This window comes from Streptomyces deccanensis, assembly GCF_022385335.1.
Lineage (GTDB): Bacteria > Actinomycetota > Actinomycetes > Streptomycetales > Streptomycetaceae > Streptomyces > Streptomyces deccanensis.
On record NZ_CP092431.1, the window covers coordinates 2021232 to 2041516 of the forward strand.

At 73.0% G+C, this 20285-nt stretch carries 17 protein-coding genes; 3 read left to right on the forward strand and 14 right to left on the reverse strand.

Going from position 1 to position 20285, the window contains the following annotated elements; genetic code table 11:
* Positions 1–12: 12 nt before the first annotated feature.
* The 10 genes from L3078_RS09045 to infC form a co-directional block, all read right to left on the reverse strand.
* Positions 13–558, reverse strand: a complete 546-nt coding sequence (locus L3078_RS09045) for an NUDIX domain-containing protein (protein WP_239752680.1) — start codon at positions 556–558, stop codon at positions 13–15.
* A gap of 97 nt (positions 559–655) precedes the next feature.
* Positions 656–1996: an NsdA family TPR-like regulatory protein gene (locus L3078_RS09050; RefSeq protein ID WP_239752688.1), complete on the reverse strand. Its 1341-nt coding sequence runs from the start codon at positions 1994–1996 to the stop codon at positions 656–658.
* 211 nt (positions 1997–2207) lie between these two features.
* Positions 2208–3194 (reverse strand): PP2C family protein-serine/threonine phosphatase, encoded by a 987-nt coding sequence (locus L3078_RS09055; RefSeq protein WP_239752708.1) that lies wholly within the window; start codon positions 3192–3194, stop codon positions 2208–2210.
* Between the two features lie 183 nt (positions 3195–3377).
* Entirely contained in the window at positions 3378–5900 is a 2523-nt protein-coding gene (pheT, locus tag L3078_RS09060) for a phenylalanine--tRNA ligase subunit beta (protein WP_239752722.1), read from the reverse strand.
* Positions 5900–7021 (reverse strand): phenylalanine--tRNA ligase subunit alpha, encoded by a 1122-nt coding sequence (pheS, locus tag L3078_RS09065; RefSeq protein WP_239752757.1) that lies wholly within the window; start codon positions 7019–7021, stop codon positions 5900–5902. Before pheS ends, pheT begins: the two co-directional genes overlap by 1 nt.
* 136 nt (positions 7022–7157) lie before the next feature.
* Positions 7158–8294, reverse strand: a complete 1137-nt coding sequence (locus L3078_RS09070; RefSeq protein ID WP_275593131.1) for a sensor histidine kinase — start codon at positions 8292–8294, stop codon at positions 7158–7160.
* Positions 8295–8347: 53 nt separating this feature from the next.
* Positions 8348–9190 carry a TrmH family RNA methyltransferase gene (locus L3078_RS09080; RefSeq protein ID WP_239752758.1) on the reverse strand — a complete coding sequence of 281 codons (843 nt, stop codon included), beginning with the start codon at positions 9188–9190 and terminating at the stop codon, positions 8348–8350.
* 295 nt (positions 9191–9485) lie between these two features.
* Entirely contained in the window at positions 9486–9869 is a 384-nt protein-coding gene (gene rplT, locus L3078_RS09085) for a 50S ribosomal protein L20 (RefSeq protein ID WP_033531708.1), read from the reverse strand.
* 101 nt (positions 9870–9970) lie between these two features.
* Positions 9971–10165 (reverse strand): 50S ribosomal protein L35, encoded by a 195-nt coding sequence (gene rpmI, locus L3078_RS09090; RefSeq protein WP_003977225.1) that lies wholly within the window; start codon positions 10163–10165, stop codon positions 9971–9973.
* 131 nt (positions 10166–10296) lie between these two features.
* Positions 10297–11019 (reverse strand): translation initiation factor IF-3, encoded by a 723-nt coding sequence (gene infC / locus L3078_RS09095; protein ID WP_239752795.1) that lies wholly within the window; start codon positions 11017–11019, stop codon positions 10297–10299.
* 333 nt (positions 11020–11352) lie between these two features.
* Between infC and L3078_RS09100 the strand changes: the two genes are divergently transcribed.
* On the forward strand, positions 11353–11709 hold the full coding sequence (locus tag L3078_RS09100; protein ID WP_033531706.1) for a DUF1844 domain-containing protein: 357 nt from the start codon (positions 11353–11355) through the stop codon (positions 11707–11709).
* Positions 11710–11739: 30 nt separating this feature from the next.
* Here L3078_RS09100 and L3078_RS09105 read toward each other — a convergent pair whose 3' ends face one another.
* Entirely contained in the window at positions 11740–12471 is a 732-nt protein-coding gene (locus tag L3078_RS09105; RefSeq protein WP_239752800.1) for an SseB family protein, read from the reverse strand.
* A gap of 148 nt (positions 12472–12619) precedes the next feature.
* Between L3078_RS09105 and L3078_RS09110 the strand changes: the two genes are divergently transcribed.
* A complete protein-coding gene (locus L3078_RS09110) occupies positions 12620–13654 on the forward strand; it encodes a class A beta-lactamase-related serine hydrolase (protein ID WP_239752802.1) in 1035 nt (344 codons plus the stop codon).
* 9 nt (positions 13655–13663) lie between these two features.
* On the opposite strand, the gene mycP is transcribed toward L3078_RS09110, so the two are convergent.
* Both mycP and L3078_RS09120 read right to left on the reverse strand, forming a co-directional pair.
* Positions 13664–14950 carry a type VII secretion-associated serine protease mycosin gene (gene mycP / locus L3078_RS09115; RefSeq protein ID WP_239752834.1) on the reverse strand — a complete coding sequence of 429 codons (1287 nt, stop codon included), beginning with the start codon at positions 14948–14950 and terminating at the stop codon, positions 13664–13666.
* Positions 14947–16677, reverse strand: coding sequence for a hypothetical protein (locus L3078_RS09120; protein ID WP_239752835.1), 1731 nt, complete (start codon positions 16675–16677; stop codon positions 14947–14949). The genes mycP and L3078_RS09120 overlap by 4 nt, the downstream gene beginning before the upstream one ends.
* A gap of 1390 nt (positions 16678–18067) precedes the next feature.
* On the opposite strand from L3078_RS09120, the gene L3078_RS09125 reads away from it, so the two are divergent.
* A complete protein-coding gene (locus L3078_RS09125) occupies positions 18068–19270 on the forward strand; it encodes an amino acid deaminase/aldolase (protein ID WP_239752839.1) in 1203 nt (400 codons plus the stop codon).
* Between the two features lie 19 nt (positions 19271–19289).
* Here the strand turns inward: L3078_RS09125 and L3078_RS09130 are convergent, their stop codons facing one another.
* Complete coding sequence (locus L3078_RS09130) at positions 19290–20216, reverse strand: DUF2510 domain-containing protein (protein WP_239752840.1); 927 nt, start codon at positions 20214–20216, stop codon at positions 19290–19292.
* Between the last annotated feature and the right edge of the window lie 69 nt (positions 20217–20285).

Sequence of the window (20285 nt, forward strand, 5' to 3'; positions counted from 1 at the left end):
ACGCGCGGGGATTCAGGGCTTGGTGTCCTGCCCGAGCCGCAGATGGTGCAGCAGGAGCAGGGCGGCCGCCATGTTGGCGGCCGGGACCTCGCCGCGGGCGACCATGTCGGGGACGAGCTTGAGGGGAACCCATTCCCGACGGTCCGACTCGAAGTCGTCCACGGGGTGACCGACATACGCGCCCTCGTCGGCCCAGTAGATGTGGTGCCGGGCGTCGGTGAGCCCGTTGGAGGGCTCGACGCTCATCAGGTGGTGCAGGGGTCCCGGCCGCCATCCGGTCTCCTCCTCCAGTTCGCGGGCGGCGGCCTCCACGACGGGTTCGCCGTCCTCGACGACGCCGGCCGCGAGTTCCCAGCCCCAGCTGTCGGTGATGAAGCGGTGCCGCCACAGGAGCAGCACCTCGTTCGCCTCGTTGACCACGGTGGCCACGGCGACAGGCCGCAGCCGTATCAGGAAGTGATCGAGGTGCCGCCCGTCCGGCAGCGCCACATCCGCGAGATTGACGCTGAACCAGCGGTTCGAGTACACAGTTTGTTCGCTCTGTTTCGTCCACTGCACGGTTCTGCCACCTTCCGCCGAGTAAGTGGCAATATCGCAGCAGTAGCTAGGTGACAGCAGGCGCACAGCCGGTGCACGGCCGCGTCCCGGGACGGCGTCAGAGCGGTACGCGCAGTGCCCCGTCGATGAGTTCGGCGGCCTCGGAGGTCCCCGCGCAGCCGTTGCGCACGAGGTGTTCGCGTACCGCCCGGAGTCTGTCACGCAGCCGCATGGACTCCATTCCGCGCGCCCGCTCGGCCATCTCGACGGCGGTGGCCACCGCCTTGTCCGCGTTGCCCTGCCGCAGTTCGATGTGGCTGAGCATCGCGAGCCGGTGCACCCGCCCCCGGTCGTGCGCCGGGGTGTCGACGGCCGCCGCGGCGTGCTCCGCCGCTGCCGTCAGGTCACCGAGGCTGAGCAGCGCCTCCGCCACCTGGACGTTCACCAGGCCGGGTTGGACATAGCCGGTCTCATCCGGTTCGTGCCCGCGCCGGATGCGCTCGGCGGCCTGCTCAGCCCGCCGGATGCAGGACAGCGCGCTCGTGCCGTCGCCCAGGTGCGCGTACGCCTTCGCCTGCATCGCGTACAGGTCGGAGGCGAGCGCCGGGGTGATGTGCGTGCCGGCCGTGCGCAGCGCGGCCTCGGCGAAGGCGACGGCCTGCCGGTGCTCCCGCATGAACAGCGACTGGTTGACGAGGAGCGCGATCACATACGCCCCCAGCCCCCGGTCCCCGCTGGCCTTCGCCAGCCGCAGCGCCTGGTGGAAGTAGCGCTGGGCCAGGCCGTGGGCGTCGGAGTCGTACGCGCAGATCCCGGCGATCGCGACCAACCCGCCGGTGGCCCGGTGCAGTTGGCGGCCGGTGGCGTCGGTGTAGCTGCCCCGCAGCAGCGGCGCGGCCTCGGCGTTGAGGAACCCGACGATCCGGGTGCGGGTCGCGACGCCCCCGGCCTTGCGGTACATCTGCTCGTAGTGCGTCCGGGCCGCGCGCAGCATCTCGATGTCGGCCATGCTGACGCGGTGCCGTCCGCCCCGGGAGACGTCGACGTCCTCCGGCGGGTTCTCCCACTCCCAGACGGGCATCACGGCGGGCGTCCCGGTGACGGCGGGGGCGCCGAGGACATGGGGGCGCTGTTGTTCGTCGGAGCGCCACAGGGCGGTTGCGCGCTCCACGAACCCGGAGAGTCCGGCACCGTGTGGGGCGGCGGCCTCGCCCGGCACACCGAGCCCGATGTCGTCGAGGGTGACGGTACGGCGCAGCCGCCCCGCGAGCACCTCACAGATCAGGTCGGGCACCTGTCCGCGCGGCCGCTGCCCCTTCAACCACCGTGCCACGGCGGTGTGTTCGTATCTCAGCGCCAGCCCCCGGGCCCGTCCCGCCTGGTTGACGTGGGCGGCGAGACCGGCGTGGGAGATACCGGCCTCGTCGAGGATCGCGTCGAGCAGGGTATTGGGCTGCATGGAGGCCCTCCGGTGGCTCGGTGCCGGCGAATCGCAGCGTAGCGCCTCCCTCTTCACACGGGGTGTGACGGGAACGCCCGAATTCGCGCTGTGTGCGCGCTGTCGCAGAGAGTTTCGGACAGGTTGACTGGGATCCCTCGCCAAGAGGCCGGCCGGGCCGCCGGCTCCCCCTCGTACAGTGCGGTGGCCCTGCCGGGCGGAACGGGGGCGACTACGGGGTGGGCGCTACGGGTGGGGCGTCGGCTGCGGGTCGTTGGTGGCTGGTCGCGCAGTTCCCCGCGCCCCTCAAGACAAGTGGGCGATCGTTGCGGAGTACCAGTATCGCGATGTCGTCCTTGGGCCTTCCCGCCGTGTGGCGGAGGAGTTGCGTGAAGACGGCGCGAAGGACCGACTGAGGAGAGATGGGACGGCCTCGTACGGTTTGCCTCAGCGCGCCCGCCAGAGGAAAGAAGCGGCCCTCGCTGTCCCTCGCGTCCTCCACGCCGTCCGTGTGGAGGAACAGGGCCTCGCCGGGCAGGAGTTGGCCGCAGGCGGTGACCGGGAGTTCGGCGGGGAGCGGGAAGAGGCCGAGCGGGGGCAGCGGGTCGGCGCGGGCGAGGGGTGCCGCTCGGTCGACACCGAGCAGGTAGGGCCAGGGGTGGCCGCAGTTGAGGGCGTTGAGTTCGCCGTCGGGGGTGATCTCCAGGAGGAGGACCGTGACGAAGTCCTCGGTGTCCTCGGCGCGGGCGCGGAGGTGCCGGGCGAGGGCACGGTCGAGACGGGCGAGGACCCCGGCGAGTTCGGCCTCGTCGTGGACGGCCTCGCGGAAGCTGCCGAGGACGGCGGCGACGGTCCCGATCGCGGCGAGGCCGTGACCGCGTACGTCGCCCATCACCACCCGTACGCCGTGCTCGGTGGCGATCACCTCGTACAGGTCGCCGCCGACGGTCGCGCCCCGGTCGGCGGAGAGCTGGGCGGCGGCGGTGGCGAGTCCGTCGATCCGTGCGGGCAGCGGCCTGAGCAGGACGCTCCGCACGGCGCCCGCGACGGCGCGCGCCTGCCGCACTTCCCGCAGCATCCTCCGTCTGACGTGGAGCATCAGCCCGGTGCCGGCGGCGAGGACGACGGCACCGCCGACGATCCCGGCGCCGAGCCGACCGGAGAGGCGGCGCCCCCGGGACCACGCCCGACGAGGGGCCCCGGCCCTGTTTCGAATCATGCCGTTGGCCCCCCATCAGGCCCGGACAGCGCGTACGGCCCAGAGAGGCCGGTCCGATTCTGTCCACAGCACGCCCGGTTGGGGGCGATCACCCTGGATTGTCACCCGAATGAGTGAGGTGACATGGGGACGGGCCGGGGGCACAGGGACTTGTCCCCGTGCCCCCTGGGCACCCGAGGCGCCCTAACTACGCAGCACCGCTCCCGTGCGCTCGCCCGCGAGGGCGACCGCAGCGTCGCGGGCCGCCGACGCCTCGTCGACGGTCAGCGTGCGATCCGCGGCCCGGAAGCGCAGCGCGTACGCCAGCGACTTCCGCCCGTCGCCCAGCTGCTCCGCGTTCTCGTAGACGTCGAACAGGCGGATGCCCTCCAGGAGTTCACCGGCGCCCTCACGCAGCGCGGCCTCCACGTCGGCGTGCGGCACGAACGCGTCGACGACGAGCGCGACGTCCTGCGTGGCGACCGGGAACGTGGAGATGCTCGGCGCCTGCGGGGTGCCGTCCCCCACCTGCTCCAGGGCGTCCAGGTCGATCTCCATCGCGGCGGTCCGGGCCGGCAGCCCGAGCGCCTTGAGGACGCGCGGGTGCAGCTCGCCGGCGTGGCCGACGACCCGCTCGGTGCCGTCGGCGACGACCACGAACTCGGCGCAGCGCCCGGGGTGCCAGGGACCGTACTGGCCCTTGCGGACGACCAGTTCGGCACCGGCCTCGCGGGCGACCGCGCGGCCGGCCTCGACGGTGTCGGCCCAGTCGGCGGGACGCCCCTTGCCCCACCAGCCGGCCTGCTCGCGGGCCCCGGCGACGACGACGGCGACGTGGCGCGGCTGCTCGGGCAGCGCGGCGTTCAGCGTCGCGATCTCCTCGTCGGTGGGCCGGCGGTCGACCGGCAGCGCGACGGCGACACGCTGCTCCTCACGGGGGAGGAAGACCAGGCCGGTCTCGAACAGGGCGAGGTCGTGCGTGCCCCGGCCGTCGTTGCGGCGCAGCGCGCCCAGCAGACCCGGCAGCAGCGACGTGCGGAGCGCGGGCTCCTCGTCGTTGAGCGGGTTGGTGAGCCGGACGACACGGCGGGCCGGGTCGTCCGCCTCCAGGCCGAGCTGGTCGAAGACCTGCTCACCGATGAAGGGGTAGTTCGGCGCCTCGACGTATCCGGCGCCGGCCAGCGCCCGGCCGACCCGGCGGTGCAGTCGCTGCCGGTGGGTGAGGCCGCGCCCCGCGGGGGGCTTGGGCAGCGTGGAGGGCAGGTTCTCGTAGCCCTCCAGGCGGATGACCTCTTCGGCGAGGTCGTTCGGGTCGGTGAGGTCGGGCCGCCAGGACGGCACGGTGACGATCAGCTCGTCCGTCCCGTAGACGTCGCAGCCGACCTCCTGGAGGCGGCGTACGACGGTCTCGCGGCCGTACGCGACGCCCGCGACCTTGTCCGGGTGGTCCGCCGGGATCGTGATCGTGCGGGGTGCGGACGGGGCGATCACCTCGGTGACGCCCGCGTCGGCGGTGCCGCCCGCGAGGAGCACCAGCAGGTCGACGGTGCGCTGGGCGGCGGCGGCCGCGGCCAGCGGGTCGACGCCGCGCTCGAAGCGGCGGGACGCCTCCGACGACAGCTTGTGCCGGCGGGCGGTGCGCGCGATGGCGACCTGGTCGAAGTGGGCGGCCTCGATGACGACGTCGGTGGAGGCGTTCCCGCCGTTCTCGGCTGCGTCGTGGTCGGCGATCTCGGTGTTGGCGCCGCCCATGACACCGGCGAGGCCGATGGGGCCGCGCTCGTCGGTGATCACCAGGTCCTCGGCGTGCAGCTTCCGCGTGACGCCGTCGAGGGTGACGATCTTCTCGCCCTCCTCGGCCCGGCGGACGCCGATCGTGCCCTGGACGAGGGAGCGGTCGTAGGCGTGCAGGGGCTGGCCCAGCTCCATCATCACGTAGTTGGTGATGTCGACGGCGAGGGAGATCGGGCGCATGCCGACCTTCTGCAGCCGGCGCTTGAGCCAGATCGGGGAGCGCGCCTCGGGGTCGAGACCGGTGACGGTGCGGGCGGTGAAGCGGTCGCAGCCGAGCGGGTCGGAGACCTGGACGGGGTGGCCGAACGCGTTCGGGCCGGGTACGTCGAGGAGCGCCGGGTCGCGCAGCGGGAGGCCGTAGGCGATGGCGGTCTCGCGGGCGACGCCGCGGATCGACAGGCAGTAGCCGCGGTCGGGCGTGACGGCGATGTCCAGGACCTCGTCGACCAGCTCCAGCAGTTCGATCGCGTCCTTGCCGACCTCGGTCTCCGGCGGCAGCACGATGATGCCCTTGGTGCCGTCGTCGCCCATGCCCAGCTCGTCGCTGGAGCAGATCATGCCGTGCGAGTTGCGGCCGTAGGTCTTGCGCGCGGAGATGGCGAAGCCGCCGGGCAGTTCGGCGCCCGGGAGGACCACGACGACCTTGTCGCCGACGGCGAAGTTGCGGGCGCCGCAGACGATCTCCTGGGGCTCGCCGGTGCCGTTGGCGGTGCCGACGTCGACGGTGCAGAAGCGGATGGGCTTCTTGAACTCCGTCAGCTCCTCGATGGTCAGCACCTGACCGACGACGAGGGGGCCCTTGAGGCCGTCGCCGAGCTGCTCGACGGTCTCGACCTCCAGACCGGCCGAGATGAGCTTGGCCTGGACGTCACGACCGGTCTCGGTGGCCGGCAGGTCGACGTACTCCCGCAGCCAGGAAAGCGGGACCCGCATCAGATCTCCATCCCGAACGGCCGGGTGAACCGGACGTCACCCTCGACCATGTCTCGCATGTCTTCGACGTTGTGGCGGAACATCAGCATCCGCTCGATGCCGAACCCGAAGGCGAATCCGCTGTACTTCTCGGGGTCGACACCGCAGGCGGTGAGGACCCGGGGGTTGACCATGCCGCAGCCGCCGAGCTCGATCCAGCCCTCGCTGGAGCAGGTGCGGCAGGGCCGGTCGGGGTTGCCGACGGAGGTGCCCTTGCAGACGTAGCAGAGCATGTCCATCTCGGCGGACGGCTCGGTGAACGGGAAGAAGTTCGGCCGGAGCCGGGTCTTCATGCCCTCGCCGAACAGCGACTGGACCATGTGGTCGAGGGTGCCCTTGAGGTCGGCCATGGTCAGGCCCTCGTCGACGGCGAGCAGCTCGACCTGGTGGAAGACCGGGGTGTGCGTGGCGTCCAGCTCGTCGGTGCGGTACACGCGGCCGGGACAGATCACGTACACCGGCAGCTCGCGCTCCAGCAGGGAGCGGATCTGCACGGGCGAGGTGTGAGTGCGCAGCACGACACCGGACTCGGTGCCGCCCTCCGGGCCCTGCACGAAGAAGGTGTCGGCCTCACCGCGGGCCGGGTGGTCCGGGCCGATGTTGAGGGCGTCGAAGTTGAACCACTCCGCCTCGACCTGCGGGCCCTCGGCGACCTCGTAGCCCATGGCCACGAAGATGTCCTCGATGCGCTCCGACAGGGTGGTGAGCGGGTGGCGGGCGCCGGCCGGGACGCGGTCGTACGGCAGCGTGACGTCCACGGCCTCCTCGACCAGCACCCGGGCGTCGCGCTCGGCCTCCAGCTCGCTCTGTCGGGCGGCGAGGCCCTTGTTCACCGCGCCCCGGGCCTGGCCGACGAGCTTGCCCGCGGCGGCCTTGGCCTGCGGGGGCAGCGCGCCGATCTCGCGGTTGGCGAGGGCCAGCGGGGAGGTGCCGCCGGTGTGGGCGACCTTGGCCTCCTGGAGCGCGTCGAGGGAGTCCGCGGCGGCGAAGGCGGCGAGCGCCTCGTCCCGCATGCGCTCGATCTCTTCCGGTTTCAAGGCCTCGACCTCTACAGGGTCGTACGACTTATTCGGTGCCGACATCTCTTCCCGTGCTTCCGATTGGCTGGCGGATGGTCCCCGTACCGACTCGTGGACAGATCGTCACGGTTTTTGGGACACAAAGGTGCCAAAGGCCGAGTCTAACGGGGTGGAGGTGTTGCGAACGCGCCCGTGGTGCTCAGGCCAGGTAGGCCGGCGCCGCCACGGGCAACGTAAATCGGAACTCGGCGCCGCCGCCCGGGGCGCGTCCGACGGTGATGGTGCCGCCGTGGGCTTCGACGATGCCCTTGACGATGTACAGCCCGAGGCCGGTGCCGCCGCGCTTGCTGCCCCGCCAGAAGCGGGTGAAGACGCGGTTCATGGACTCCTCCGGGATGCCACTGCCCTCGTCGCTCACCGTGACCGACGTACCGGTGTCCTCCCCCTCCCGGGGGGACGCCGTGGGCGTGACGTCAATCGTGACGGTTCCCTCGCCGTGCCGCACCGCATTTTCCAGCAGGTTGCTCAGCACCTGGTCGATCTTGTCGGGGTCGGCCCACAGGGCGGGCAACGGCTGCTCGATCCGCAGCATGAACCGGTCGGCGGGCTGTCCGGCGGCGACATAGGCCTGGATGTGCCGGCCGACGGCGGCGCCCATGTCGACGGGCTGGCGTCGTACCTCGAGCCGTCCCGAGTCGATCCGCGAGATGTCGAGCAGCTCGGCGATGAGCCGGGTGACCCGGTTGGCGTCGGCGTCGACGGTCTCCAGCATCAGCTTCTTCTGGTCGTCCGTGAACCGCTCCCACTTGGCGAGCAGCGTCGCGGTGAACCCCTTGACCGACGTCAGGGGCGAGCGCAGCTCGTGGGCGACGGTGGCGATCAGCTCCGCGTGACTGCGCTCGGTGCGGCGCCGGGCCTCGGTGTCGCGGAGGGAGACGACGACCCGGCGGACGGGTCCGGTGGGCTCGCTACGGATGTAGCGCGCCGACACGAGGATCTCCCGCGCCCCCGGCAGGAGCAGGTTCCGCTCGGGCTGTCCGACCCGGATGGCGAGCCCTCCGTACGGGTCGGTCAGCTGCCACCAGCGGCGGCCTTCGAGGTCTTCTAACGGGAGGGCCCATTCGAGGGGGCGGCCGAGGGCGTCGGCGGCGGGGGTGGCGGTGATCCGTGCGGCGGCGGCGTTGAAGCAGATCACGCGGCCGTTCTCGTCGGCCACGACCAGTCCGTCGGGGAGGTCGTCGGGGTCGATGCCCAGGTCGGCGAGGTCGCCCTGCCGGGCCGCGGATGTGGCGCGCACGTCCCGTGCCACCGGTGTGCTGCTCGTGCCGACCCTCATCCCCGTACCCCACCTCTCGCGTTGTGCAGTGGGCCCCCGAGCCCGTCACCCTACTAGCTGGGCGTGACGGTGCGGCACCCTCCGAAGGCGCGCTGTGCGCGGGCGGACGCGTAGAGACATACGGCGGCGGCGGTCGCCAGGTTCAGGCTTTCCGCCTTTCCGTGGATCGGTACGCGGACGACGGCGTCGGCGAGCCCCCGGGTCTCCTCGGGCAGCCCCCAGGCCTCGTTGCCGAACACCCAGGCCGTGGGCCCGCCCATGGTGCCCTTGTCCAGCTCGTCGTCGAGGTCGTCCCGCCCCGCGCCGTCGGCGGCGAGGACGCGTACGCCGATGCCCTTGAGCCCCGCGACGGCGTCCTCGACGGGTACGCCGACAGCCACCGGCAGATGGAAGAGCGAGCCGACGGAGGCGCGCACGGCCTTGGGGTTGTAGAGGTCCACGGAGGCGTCGGTGAGGACGACGGCCTCCGCGCCGGCGGCGTCTGCGCACCGCAGGACGGTGCCGGCGTTGCCGGGGTCGCGGACGTGGGCGAGTACGGCGACGAGCCGCGGGCGCGCGGCGAGGATCTCCTCGAACGGGGTGTCGAGGAACCGGCAGATCCCGACGAGGCCCTGCGGGGTGACGGTGGTGGAGATGTCGGCGATGACGGCCTCGTCGGCGAGGTGGACGCGGGCGCCGGCGGTGCGGGCGTCTTGGACGATGTCGGCGTAGCGCTCCGCGGCGTCGACCGTGACGAAGAGCTCGACCAAGGTGTCCGGGCGCCCGGTGGCCTCCCGGACGGCCTGCGGGCCCTCGGCGAGGAAGAGCCGGTCCTTCCCCCGGAAGTTCCGCTTCCCGAGCCGCCGGGCCGCGGAGACGCGGGCGGAGCGGGGGGAGATCAACTCAGGGGTGGGCATGGGTCACCTTTTGGATCGAGGGGGTGGGGAGGGGCGCCTGAGAGCTCGGGGGTGCGGGTGCGTGGGCGAGTACGGGTGGTCCGTGGTTCCTCGCGCAGTTCCCCGCGCCCCTGAAAAGCCGGGGCTGCGCCCCGTGCTTTTCGGCCCGAAAGGGCCGGAGGCCCTTGAGGGGCGCGGGGAACTGCGCGAGAAGCCCCACCGGAGCCGCACCCGGCAACGCACCCAAAAAACCCGGGCCCACAGGCAGCTTGCACCTGCGGGCCCGGGTCATACGCGGCTCAGAGCCAGCGCAGCGTCACGCCGCCTTGGGCGCGTTCACGTCCGCCGGCAGCGCCTTCTGCGCGACCTCGACGAGCGCGGCGAACGCCGTGGCGTCGTTGACGGCCAGCTCCGCGAGGATCTTGCGGTCGACCTCGATGTTCGCGGCCTTCAGACCCTGGATGAAGCGGTTGTAGGTGATGCCGTTGGCGCGGGCAGCGGCGTTGATGCGCTGGATCCACAGCTGACGGAAGTCGCCCTTGCGCTTCTTGCGGTCGTTGTAGTTGTAGACCAGCGAGTGGGTGACCTGCTCCTTGGCCTTGCGGTACAGGCGCGAACGCTGACCGCGGTAGCCGGAGGCCTGCTCGAGGATCGCCCGGCGCTTCTTGTGGGCGTTGACTGCCCGCTTGACGCGTGCCACTTTTTAACTCCTTGTAGCGGGGCCGTGGTTGTCGTCACACGACCCGAAATCGATGGGGTCCCGGTCCTGACGTACGGCGCTCACGAGGGGCGCCGGGTACGTCACTTGCCGAGAAGCTTCTTGATCTTCGCGGCGTCGCCCGGGGCCATCTCGGCGTTGCCGGTGAGGCGACGCGTCACGCGGGACGACTTGTGCTCGAGCAGGTGGCGCTTGCCGGCGCGCTCACGGAGCACCTTGCCGGAGCCGGTGATCTTGAAGCGCTTGCTGGCACCGCTGTGCGACTTGTTCTTCGGCATAGCGCCGTTCTCTCCTCGTCAGTGGCGCTCCGGTGCCCGGTCGCGAAACCGGGCACGACGGAACGTCATTTCTTTCGGTTGGCACCCTGGACCGGTGTCCAGGGCTTCCCCCGGACTCGCGTCCCGGGGACTTACGCCTCGGCAGGTTCCTCGGCCGGCGCCTCGACGTCGACATCGGCGTGCTCGGCGTCGGCGGCGTTCTGCGACTTGCCAGGATTGGCCTTCGCTTCCGCCTTCCGGGCTTCCTGCGCCTGACGGGCCTCGGCCATCGCCTCGGTCTTCTTCTTGTGCGGACCGAGAACCATGATCATGTTGCGGCCGTCCTGCTTCGGGTTCGACTCCACGAAACCGAGGTCCTGGACGTCCTCCGCGAGACGCTGCAGCAGTCGGTAGCCGAGTTCCGGCCGGGACTGCTCGCGACCACGGAACATGATCGTGATCTTGACCTTGTCGCCCTGCTTGAGGAACCGGACGACGTGACCCTTCTTGGTGTCATAGTCGTGCGGGTCGATCTTCGGCCGGAGCTTCATCTCCTTGATGACCGTGTGCGCCTGGTTCTTGCGCGCCTCACGGGCCTTCATGGCCGACTCGTACTTGAACTTCCCGTAGTCCATGAGCTTGCAGACCGGCGGACGTGCGTTCGCGGCCACCTCGACCAGGTCGAGGTCGTACTCCTGCGCAAGCTCCAGGGCCTTGGCAAGCGGAACAATCCCGACCTGCTCGCCGCTGGGACCGACAAGTCGCACCTCGGGAACGCGAATCCGGTCGTTGATGCGGGGCTCGGCGCTGATGGATCCTCCTCGGTAGCACCACACGACGGTCTGGCGGACCGCCGCGTTATGTCTGGTTGACATCAAGACCAACCATCGGGAGGCATGAAAAATGCCCCGGGACGGGACACAGGCGGGGCTCCATGTACTGCCGGAGCACCGCCGCGGGTGTGCCGCGGGGCGCAATATCGGACGACTCCACCGTCCGTACGGAACGGTGGGGGCCGTCTGACCGGGTGACCTGCCGTCCCGGAGGGCGGTCAGGTGGGAGTGCGGAGCCTCCACTTGCGGGCCGGGCACACAGGTGTCCAGCCGGTCGTTGACACCACCATACCGGGTTCAAACCTGACGTGCCAATCGGGCGGCGGCGGACTCCCGCAGGTCGGGAGGCTGGTGGCGGGGCCTATCGTGTGGGGCATGAGTGAGACCCCTCCTGAGAACCCCGACTTCGACTCGATGACCCGCGACATCGCCGAGGTCCCCGCGGTCGAGGTGATCGTGACGGTCGCCGTCAACCTGATGAGCGCCGCCGCGGTGAAGCTCGGTCTGACCGAGGAGGGCGACAAGTACAAGGACCTGGACGAGGCCCGCAAGCTGGTCACCGCCCTCGCCGGTCTGCTGGACGCCTCCGCGACCGAGATCAGCTCCTTCCACGCGGCCCCGCTGCGCGACGGTCTGAAGTCGCTGCAGCTGGCGTTCCGCGAGGCGTCGCTCGTCCCGGACGAGCCGGGCCAGGGCCCGGGCGAGAAGTACACGGGCCCGATCTACGGCTAGCCACTACGGCCTCGTGGCCGTACTCGACGGCTACGCCCGTACGTACAGGGGCTCGCCCGGTGGTGTCGCCCCGGCCGGCAGCAGTGCCAGGTCGAGGCCGCGTACCAGGCGGGCCCTCAGCGTCTCGTCGGCGGCGAGGCGCCCGGCGACGGACCGCGCCGTCTCGGCCGGGGGCGCGGACGCGTCGAGGACCAGGGCCAGGGTGCCGTCGGCCTGCCCGGGGCCGAGGTGGGCGCGGAGCACGGCCGGTTCGGCGGCTACGGCGGAACGTACGGCGTCGAGGACGGCGGGGTCGGCGAGCGGGTCGGTGGTGGTGCGCCCCTCGGCGAGCGCGAGCAGGGCGCGGCCGGTCAGCTCGAAGGGGACGGGGCCTGCCAGGTCGAGGACGATCGTGTCGGCCTTCTCGTGCGCGGCGGCCTGGAGAGCCTGCCGCAGGGGTACGGCGACCGGGCGGGCGGCGGCGTCCCAGCGGGCGAGGCTCTCGGTGGAGGTGAAGGCGGGCAGGGCGGTGCGGCCGCCGGCCTGAAGGGTGGGCACCGCCATGTCGCTGGTCTTCTCGCGGCGCAGCCCCTTCTCGTCCACCTCGACCTCGCCGAGCACCGCCACGACCGGCACGAGCAGCCGGGCGCCCTCGAGCGCCTCGAGGACGGGGCCCACGGCGGTCCGGTCGTCGGCCCAGGCGGCGAGCGCGGCGCTCAGCCGGGGGTCGGCGGAGCCGTCGTCGTCGGAGAAGCCGGGGTCGGGAATGTTCTTGTTCGCCACGGTCGTCGACCCTATCGGGGGAAGTCTCCTGGGCGTTCGGGGGGCCGGAAACGTGGTCGTCACCTCACTCACGGTTTTCTCAGCCAACCCTGACAACCATCTAACAAGGGCCTAACCACAGGCACAGCCCGGCGCAGAACCATCGAGCATGCCCTCTCGCCGAGCTCGCCGCCGCGCCCGTACGTCGGTCGGTCGCCGTCCGCTCCTGCACCTCGCGCTCGCCTCGCTCGTCCTGGTGGGCGGCACGGCCGCGGGGACGGTGTTCATGCGGGCCCAGGCGCAGGACGGCGGCGCCGTCGCCGTATCGTCGTCGGCGTCATCGACACCCTCGTCGGTGCTCACTGAGGAGGCTTCGGTGGAACCGGTGGCGGCACCCGAGGTGGACCACGACGAACTGCTCGCGACGGCCCTCGCGGCGGTGACCGTCGAGGACGGGGCGGCGGTCTCCGTGGCCGTGCTCGACGTGGCGTCCGGCGACTCGGCCGGGTACGGGGACGGCCGGTTCGACACCGCGAGCATCGTCAAGCTGGACATCCTGGCGGCGCTGCTGCTCCAGGCGCAGGACGCGGACCGGCGGCTCACCGCGCAGGAGAGGACGTACGCCTCGGCGATGATCCGCGACAGCGACAACGCCTCCGCGACGGCGCTGTGGAAGGCCATCGGGCAGTCGGCCGGCCTGGACGCGGCGAACGAGCGGTTCGGGCTGACGGCGACCGAGGGCGGCGACGGGCTGTACTGGGGCCTCACCCAGACCACGGCGGCCGATCAACTCGTCCTGCTCCGGCAGGTGTTCGGGGACGACGACACCTCCGAGCTGAGCGCGGCCTCGCGGGCGTACGTCCAGGATCTGATGGGGCGGATCGCCGAGGGCCAGGACTGGGGTGTCTCGGCCGCGGCGACGGGCGGGGCCCCGGGGTCCGGCTTCGCGCTGAAGAACGGGTGGCTGCCCCGTACCGCCACCGGGTTGTGGGACATCAACAGCGTCGGCCGGGTCTCGGTGGACGGGCGGGAGTTTCTGGTCGCCGTGGTGTCGGACGGTCACACGACGAAGGCGAAGGGGATCGCGTCGGTCGAGGCGGCGGCGAAGGCGGGGGTGTCGGTCTTCACGGGTACGGCGGGTACGGCGGAGACGGTGGACGCTGCGGCAGAGGCGGAGGTGGCGGAGGTTGCCACCGGCCCGTAGGCGCGAGGGTCAGACGATGTACTCGTCGGGGCGGCCGCGACCCCGGCCGCGCCAGATCACCACCGCGGCGATCAGCAGGACCACGCCGAGGCCGCCCGCGGCGGGGGCCGTCCAGGCGGCGGTGGGGTCCTCCTCCTCGACCGGGTCCGGGCCGGAGCCGAAGTACCTGCCGCCGTACGACGCGGCCTTGAGGTCGTCGGGTTCGAGCTTGCCGCCCTCCTCGATGGCGGCGGCCGGGTCGACGAAGCCGAAGCCCCGGGAGTCGTCGCGACCGCCGACCGGCGCTTCGCGGGCGGTCTCCTCCAGGAGGCGTTTGACCTGGGCGGGGGTGAGTCCCGGGTGGGCGGCCCGGATGAGGGCGGCGGCGCCGGAGACGAAGGCCGCGGCGGCGCTGGTGCCCCAGCCCTCGTAGTACTTGCGGTCCGGGTCGGCGATGACGACGTGCATGCCGGGGGCGCTGACGGTGGCGTACCAGCGGCGGGTGGAGAACGGGGCGCGATCGCCATCCTCGTCGACCGCGGTCACCGCTATCACGCCCGGGTAGGCCGCCGGGTAGGAGACGTGGTCGCCCTTCTCGCCGCCGTTGCCGGCCGAGGCGACGACGACCGAGCCCTTCGCCAGGGCGTACTGGACGGCCGCGTCCTCGGAGGGTTCCGGGTGGGCGGACTCGGAGTCGTCGCCGAGGGAGAGGTTGATGACGTCGACGCCCTGGTCGGCGGCCCAGCGGATGCCGTCGGCGAGGGCGTTGCCCCGGGTGCTGCGGGCCTTGGAGCGGGACGGGTCGCCGTCCTCGAGGATGACGCGGACGGGGAGGATCTTGGCCTCGGGGGCGATACCGAGGACGCCTTCGGAGCGGTTCACGCCGTGGCCATGGCCGGCGATGATGCCGGCCATGGCGGTGCCGTGCCGGGCCCAGGAGTCGTCGCCGCGCGACGCGCCGAAGCCGATCATGTCCTTCGTCGGCAGGACGTTGCCGGCCAGGTCGGGGTGCTCGTCGTCGACGCCGGTGTCGAGCACGGCGACGGTGATCCCGGCGCCCTTCGTCGTCCGCCACGCCTCCTGCGTGCGCATCGCGTCCAACGCCCACTGCTGGTCCCGGATGCCGTCGGCGTGGGCGGCGGTGGACGGCAGGAGCGCCAGGGAGGCGGCGAGGGACACAGTGAGCAGACCGCTCCGCAGACGCCGTCGGAGCTGGGCTCTGGGGGCGCGCGCGACGACCGCGGGGGGCGCGGTGGCGCTGTGGGGTGTGGCGTGCGCGGGAGCGGGGGCGGTGGTCTCGGGTTTGTCGGCTTTCATGAAGGCTGCTCCGTGGCGGACGCGGCGGTCCTGCGCAGGCCGCGTTCGATGCGGTCGGCGAGGCCCTTCGCCTCGTGGCCGAGGCCGGACTGGGCGGGCGCGGTGGTCGCACCGGACGCCATCGCGTCCTCGGCGGCCTGCGGTTCGGTGACGGTGCGGCCGTCGGCGAAGCCGGAGACGGCGTAGACGACCACGGGGACGTCGGTGAGGACGGAGATCGTCCAGGAGGCCCGCTGGTCGTCGCCGAAGCCGGCGGCGACGGTGCCCTCGGCGGCGTACGGGCGGGGCATCAGATCCGTGCGGCGGTCGAGCCGGTCCTGCGTGAAGCGGGCCTTGAGCGCGGTCATGGCGGCGGCGTCCGTCTTGGTGAACAGCAGGCCGACGGTGGTGACGTTGCTGCGGGTCGCGTCCGTGTAGGTGGCGCGCAGCAGCCGCAGGCAGCCGACCGGGGCCAGGGCCTTGCGCAGCAGCGGGTCGAAGGCGTCGGCGCAGCCGCTGTCGGGCGCGACGGCGATCCGGGTCCAGGTGCGGTCGGTGCCGCCGGGTCCCGCGCCCTCGCCCTGGACCGTGGGCGGGAACAGTTCGTCCACGGGTACGCCGTGCCACAGCTCGCCCGCGGCGGCGAAGGTGGTGCGGGGGTCGTCGGCCCCGGAGTCCCCGGTGAGCCAACTCCCGGCCGCCGCACCGCCGATGAGTCCCACGCCGAGCACCACGCACGCCGCCACGGCCGCCGCCCGCGCCTTGGTCGGCCGGGGTGTGCGCCGTCCGTCGTGCGACTCGGGCGGCGTCCACGGCGAGGTGTCCGGCTGCGCGAACGTCACGAAGGGCCGCCCCTGAGGTGTGCCGAGCACGCCGTCGAGGGCCTCGGCCGACCGCCGGGAGTTACCCGACGGTGGCTGCCAGCCACCGGGGCGCTCGGGGGTGAGGGGCCGCGGCCGGGGAGTCCCCTGGGGGCCTACTTCCTCGGCCAGCGGACGGCGCAGGGGCGAGGACGGCATGGCGCCGTCGGATGCCGGTACGCGGTCGCGCGGTGCGGACGCCGGGGGCTGTCCGGTCGGGCGGGGGGACGCGTCGCGGGGGCCGGAGTCGCCGGTACGGGACGCGATGCCGCCGGAGGGCGGCCCGGCGGGGCGAGGTGGCGCGCCGGCGGCGGAGGGTCCCGAAGTGCCCGTGGGCCGGGACGCGCGGTCGCCGAGCGTCGCGCCCGAGTCACCGGACCGGCCACCCGCCGCCCGCGAGGCAGCGGACGTACGCCGACCGGTGTCCTGCACGGCGGGCGGGGCGTCCGGGAAGCGCGCCGACGCCGGCGGCGGGGTGCCCTCCGGCCGCCGGGCGGCCGGCGGCTCGTCCGGGAACCGAGCGGACGCCGCGGGCGGTTCGTCCGGAAAACGTGACGACGGCGCGGGCGGGCCGTCCGGGAAACGTGTCGCTGTCGGCGGCGGGGTGTTCAGGTAGCGGGTCCAGGCCGCTCGTTGGTCGTCGGGGAGGCGGGGCGACGCGGCGGGCCGGGCGTCCGGGGAAGGGGCCGACGTCGTCGGAGGGGTCGCCGGGAAGCGGGCCGAGCCCCTGGGGGGCGTGTCCGGGAAACGGGCCGAGGCCGCCGGGGGCGGGGGCGGGGTGGCGGGGGTGCCGGCGTTCTGGTTCGCGGTGCGTCGGAAGTCGGAGAAGCGCGGGTGTTCGGCGCGGCGTCGGCCACCGCCACCGTCACCGTCACTGCCACCGTTCACGGCGGAACCCCGCCCGGTGCTCTGCCCGACGGACTCACCCGAAACCCGCGCGGGGCCACGCCCGTTGACGCTCTGCGCGGAATCACGGCCGGGACCACGACCGGTCGCCGCCTGCCCGGCACCCCGCGCGGGAGTCTGACCCGTCGTCTCTCCCGAACCGTGCACCGGGTTACGCCCGTTCGTCTCGCCGGAGCCGTGGGCGGGCCGGTGGGGAGTCGGTCGCTGGGGGCCTCGCGAAGGCGCCGCGTGACCGGCGGCCGGGCCGGAACCCCGCGTCCGGGAGGGCAGCCCCGGCTCGCCCTGGCTGTCGGAACTCCCGCTGTTCTGACCGGCGTTGGGCGCTTCCGCCGTACCCGGGTGCCGTACGTCCCGGAACGCGCCCGGTGTCGACGTAGGCGCCGAGGACGGACGGGGCGGTGTGCTGGGCCGCGCGGGGGCACCCGCCACGGGCGGCCGCTGCGGGCGACGCGGCGCGGGCGGCCCCCCGGCCGAGGGCGCGCGATCGGGGCGGGGCGGCACCGGTCCCGACCCCCCGTCCACGGACGGCCGCGCTCCCGAGCCCCCACCAACGGACGGCCGTGTCCCCGAGCCATCACCCACAGACGGCCGGGTCCCTGAGCCACCACCGACGGACGGCCACGCTTGCGAACCGCCCGCGTCGGACGACCGTGCCCCCGAGTCGCCTGTCGTGTTCGGGCGCCTGCCCGGCGTCTCCCGGCCTGCGGCGGTTTCCCGGGACGGCGGCCGGGGCGGGGCGACCGGGTCTGTGGTGTCCGGTGCCGGGGTGGTCGGGCGCGCGGTGTCCGTCGGGGTGCCCGGGGTCGGGGTCGACGGGTCCTGGCCCGGCGGTATGGAGGGGCGGGGTGGGACCGGGGGCGTGGGGGAATGGAGGCGCGGCGCGCTTCCGTGCTCATGCACCCCCCGTTTCCTCGTTCGTGCAGACCCGGAGGTCGTCGCTTCCTGCCGACCCGGAGGCCGTCGTTCCCGCCGACCCTTGGGTCGCCGCCCCGGAAGACCCGGGGGTCGTCGTCCCGGCGGCCCGAAGGTCGCCGTTCCAGCGGCCCGAAGGTCACCGAGCCAACGTCCCCAGCGGTCGTCGTCCCGGCGGCCCGAAGGTCGTCGTTCAGGCACCCGAAGGTCGTCCTGTCGGCCGGCCGCCCGTGGGGAGCGGTCGGCGCGTGTGTCGTGGGTGTCGGCCGCCGACGGCCCGGCCGGTACCTCGGGCAAGCCATACCCGTGGCAGCGGATCGGCACCCCCGTCGAGGTCGTCCCTGCGTGCGCGTCACTCTACGGGTTGGCCCCGGTCGAACGGGAACCAGTCCGCGGGACCGTGGCTTTAGCCCGGAACGTCCCACTACCCTGCGGTAATCATGTCTGGCAGGCTTCGTGCATGACTGCGCGCGCCGCCGACCGGGCCCGGTACGACCGGGCCACAGCTCATCTCGACGCCCCGCTGGCGATCGTCGACCTCGACGCCTTCGACGCCAACGCCGACGACCTCCTCCGCAGGGCCGGCGGCAAGCCGATCCGCGTCGCGAGCAAGTCCGTTCGCTGCCGGGCGCTGCTGGAGAGGGTCCTGGCCCGTGAGGGCTTCCAGGGCATCATGTCGTTCACCCTCGCCGAGTCCCTGTGGCTGGCCCGTTCCGGGTTCGACGACATCCTCCTCGCCTACCCGTCGGCCGACCACGAGGCCTTCGCCGAGCTGGCGGGCGACCCCAAGCTCGCCGCGGCGGTGACCGTGATGGTCGACGACCCCGCCCAGCTCCAGCTGATCGACACCTCCCGACGCGGCGGCACCGAAGTCGTCCGGGTCTGCCTGGAGTTGGACACCTCGCTGAAGCTGCTCGGCGGCCGGGTGCGCGTCGGCGCCCGGCGCTCCCCCCTGCACTCCCCCGGGCAGGTCGCCGACATGGCGCGCGCCGTCGCCGAGCGCCCCGGGTTCAAGCTGGTCGGGATCATGGCGTACGAGGGTCATATCGCCGGTGTCGGCGACTCGGTGGCCGGACGGCCGCTGCGGTCGCGGGCGGTGCGGATGATGCAGGCCACCGCGAAGAAGGAGCTGGCCGCGCGGCGGGCCGAAGTGGTGCGTGCCGTGCGGCGGGTGGCGCCGGACCTGGAGTTCGTCAACGGCGGCGGCACGGGCAGTGTGCAGCACACGGCGGCCGAGGACGCGGTCACCGAGATCGGCGCCGGGTCCGGGCTGTATGTGCCTCGGCTCTTCGACAACTACACCTCGTTCACGGGGCGTCCGGCCGCGCTGTTCGCGATGCCCGTCGTACGACGGCCCGGTGTCGGGGTCGTCACCGTGCTGGGCGGCGGCTACCCGGCCTCCGGCGCGCCGGGCCGCGACCGGCTGCCGGTGCCGTATCTGCCGGAGGGGCTGAAGTACGACCCGCAGGAGGGCCCCGGCGAGGTGCAGACCCCGCTGCTCGGCGCGCCCGCGGACGATCTGCTGCTCGGTGACAAGGTGTGGTTCCGGCACGCCAAGGCCGGTGAGCTGTGCGAGCGGTTCGACGTGCTGCACCTGGTGGAGGGCGACGAGGTGACGGCGACCGTGCCGACGTATCGCGGCGAGGGTCACACGTTCCTCTAGCGCGTTCCCGTAGCGGCGGTCACGAGGGGCCGAGGCTGCTGCCCACTCCCCCACCCGTGTCGGCGTCGGCGTCGCCGGCCGGGCGGATGCCCTTGACGATCTCGTCGATGTCGTCGAGCGGCGGGCCCTCGTCGCCCGCGTCGAGGGCGAACCGGACCAGGACCGGTGCCTCGGAACCGCTGCTGGAGGGGAAGACGAGGGACTGGACGTAGCCGCCGGCGCCGGCCCCCGTCGTCACCCGCCAGCGCACGTAGTAGCCGGCGCGGCCCGCGACGGCGACCGAACCGGAGCCGACGACCTCGTGGCCGGTGATGCCGTCGTACGGTTGCTGGTCCAGGACGTCGCGGTCGAAGGCGTCGTTGGCGGCGTCCTCGATGTCCTTCTCGGCGAGGATCTTCGGGGAGGTCTCGTCGCTGCCGGTGACGGTCCGGGAGACGACGACGCCACCGCGGCACACACTGCCCTCGCCGGGGCAGTCGAAGGTGCCGTCCGTGACCAGGACGGCGTCCTCCTCACCGGATCGGTCGCCGTTCTCCCAGCCGTCGGGGACCGGGAACGCGATGCCGTTGAGCTCGTCCACGACGAGGTCGGCGTCTCCGGAGGGGGACGGGGCGGTGGACTCCGTCGGTGAGGGGCTGTCCTTCCCGTCGGCGTCGGAGGTCGGGGACGCCGTGGTGGTTCTCGTCTCCTGGCCGCCGTCGCCGTCCTTGCCGAGCAGCAGGACACCGCCGGTCACCGCCCCGGCGACCAAGACGGCCCCGGCGAGGGCCAGGGCCACGACCTTGGTGCGGCCGGGGCCCCGCCGCGGCGGTCGGGGCTGGAGCACCGGCGGCACGGGATGTTCCGGCTGGCGCCGGTGGTCGGTCCACGCGGTCCCGTCCCACCAGCGTTCGGTGAGCGGGAAGGACGGGTCGCGGTACCAGCCGGGCGGCGGCGAACTGCTCATCCCGGCACTCTAATCACACCGGCGGGGTCGGTGTTCCGGGCGCCGGGATGTGCGGCACGGCCGTGCCGC

Coding starts and splice junctions, on each gene's coding strand:
- L3078_RS09050 (WP_239752688.1), bottom strand. CDS start 1,996: ATGCAGCCCAATACCCTGCTCGACGCGATCCTCGACGAGGCCGGTATC.
- L3078_RS09055 (WP_239752708.1), bottom strand. CDS start 3,194: ATGATTCGAAACAGGGCCGGGGCCCCTCGTCGGGCGTGGTCCCGGGGG.
- pheT (WP_239752722.1), bottom strand. CDS start 5,900: ATGCGGGTCCCGCTTTCCTGGCTGCGGGAGTACGTCGACCTGCCGGCC.
- pheS (WP_239752757.1), bottom strand. CDS start 7,021: ATGTCGGCACCGAATAAGTCGTACGACCCTGTAGAGGTCGAGGCCTTG.
- L3078_RS09070 (WP_275593131.1), bottom strand. CDS start 8,294: ATGAGGGTCGGCACGAGCAGCACACCGGTGGCACGGGACGTGCGCGCC.
- L3078_RS09080 (WP_239752758.1), bottom strand. CDS start 9,190: ATGCCCACCCCTGAGTTGATCTCCCCCCGCTCCGCCCGCGTCTCCGCG.
- rpmI (WP_003977225.1), bottom strand. CDS start 10,165: ATGCCGAAGAACAAGTCGCACAGCGGTGCCAGCAAGCGCTTCAAGATC.
- infC (WP_239752795.1), bottom strand. CDS start 11,019: ATGTCAACCAGACATAACGCGGCGGTCCGCCAGACCGTCGTGTGGTGC.
- L3078_RS09100 (WP_033531706.1), top strand. CDS start 11,353: ATGAGTGAGACCCCTCCTGAGAACCCCGACTTCGACTCGATGACCCGC.
- L3078_RS09110 (WP_239752802.1), top strand. CDS start 12,620: ATGCCCTCTCGCCGAGCTCGCCGCCGCGCCCGTACGTCGGTCGGTCGC.
- mycP (WP_239752834.1), bottom strand. CDS start 14,950: ATGAAAGCCGACAAACCCGAGACCACCGCCCCCGCTCCCGCGCACGCC.
- L3078_RS09125 (WP_239752839.1), top strand. CDS start 18,068: ATGACTGCGCGCGCCGCCGACCGGGCCCGGTACGACCGGGCCACAGCT.
- L3078_RS09130 (WP_239752840.1), bottom strand. CDS start 20,216: ATGAGCAGTTCGCCGCCGCCCGGCTGGTACCGCGACCCGTCCTTCCCG.